The organism is Ferruginibacter sp., from assembly GCF_014377975.1.
Lineage (GTDB): Bacteria > Bacteroidota > Bacteroidia > Chitinophagales > Chitinophagaceae > Ferruginibacter.
Window position 1 is genome coordinate 1 of the sequence record NZ_JACMOO010000135.1, and the last position, 1,506, is coordinate 1,506.

Annotated in this window: 1 protein-coding gene and 1 pseudogene; both read right to left on the minus strand. The window is 40.4% G+C overall.

Annotated elements, in window-relative coordinates:
- Positions 1 to 155: 155 nt before the first annotated feature.
- The gene (locus H7254_RS07995; RefSeq protein ID WP_301932471.1) at positions 156 to 1,016 is read right to left on the minus strand and encodes an alpha/beta hydrolase; all 861 of its coding nucleotides are present in this window, start codon (positions 1,014 to 1,016) and stop codon (positions 156 to 158) included.
- Between the two features lie 77 nt (positions 1,017 to 1,093).
- Positions 1,094 to 1,506 (minus strand): annotated as a pseudogene (locus tag H7254_RS08000) (peptidase M28); the annotation flags it as partial.

A 1,506-nucleotide genomic window follows, 5' to 3' on the forward strand; every position in this document is an offset into this window, starting at 1 on the left:
CATTAAATGATAACAGTGCTGATCCATATTATCTGCATCCTGGAATATGCAATTTTGCTCAACTACAAACACCTCGTTGCGCAACCTAAGGATGGCATAAATTTCAGCACTCGATAAATCAGCAAACGTTTTACAATGCCACGTAAGCTGGTCCATTATTGCACGTTTTGCACGATGAATGTTACGGCTTTATTGTACGTATCCAACAGGTTGCTGCCTATCCAGCCATGACCTTCACCTGTATAAGTAATCATCTCAACCTTTACATTGCTTGCCTGCAATTTCGCTTTCAACGCCAGCGACTGACCAATGGGATTAACGATATCAAGATCGCCATGAAATATTTGCGTGGGCACCGATTGGGTAGTAATGAAATTTATGGGACTTGCCTGTTGGTATAAAGCTGCATTAATTGTTGGAGTTGTACCCAAAAAATTAACCAGCACGGGCTGGGTCACGGTAGGAAAAGGATGATTAAAATACAGGTCGTTTAAGTCAGTGGGACCAAATAAATCAACCACTGCTTTTATTCTTCCATCGGTATTAAACTTATAAGCTTGTAACAATGCCAGGTGTGCACCCGCACTTGCACCAATCAACCCAACCTTGCTAGCATCAACCATGTATTCTGTACCCTTACTTTTTACAAAATCAAGGGCGTTTTGTATGTCGGTCATTTGTGTGGGAAACCGGTTGGTGCCACTGTTAGCCAAACGATAATTTATATTAACAATAGCATAATTAGTAAGCTTTGGTAAAATGGCTGTAATGCCTTCATTAAAATCGCTTTTGTCACCGCTACTCCAGCTACCTCCATGTATAAATACAAGCACTTTGGTTGTGGTTGCAATACGACCTGCAGGCAGGTAAATATCCATTTTTTGTGCCGCGTCCGATCCGTATGCAACATCTTTAATATTTAATGCCGGTACGGATTCCTTAACTACGTCAACTCCTTTATTACAGCTACTAAATGCAATTGTAAAAAGAAAGACCAGGGCTACAATTCTGTTCATGTGTCTTTATTAAAATTGATAATTTCTAAAAATAAGTTCAATTTGATTTAGGATAAAAGCATTAACATCTTTATAAGTTACCGCCCAACCGAAGGAACCAACGGAAGGCTTTCATTACCATCACCCGATACAGATTGTACCGCAAAAAAGTAATTGTCCTTCGAGTATGGCAATACCATTTCAGTCTTCGTTGTAAAAATTTTCTTTTGCCAAATAGCACTGGTGGTTTCCCTCATCAATAAATAATAACCCTTAACAGTTCCGGCTTTGGGAGCCTGCCAGGTCAGGTAACTCATGTTCGACAGCCTTCTAACTTCAATCTTTACAGAGTCGGGCATGCCGGGTGACTTGGCAAGATTGGCAAGATTCGCCAGGTTCATGGCAGCATTCTTACGCAGGTATTCAAAGTCCATAAACTCAAGCAAGTCACCATATTGAATACCATTTTCGGTGCGTACATTTTGGTGCTGGTGGTTATAGTTTTCATTCA

Excerpts from the sequence above, each read along its gene's own strand:
- H7254_RS07995 (WP_301932471.1), bottom strand. The coding sequence starts at position 1,016 with ATGAACAGAATTGTAGCCCTGGTCTTTCTTTTTACAATTGCATTTAGT.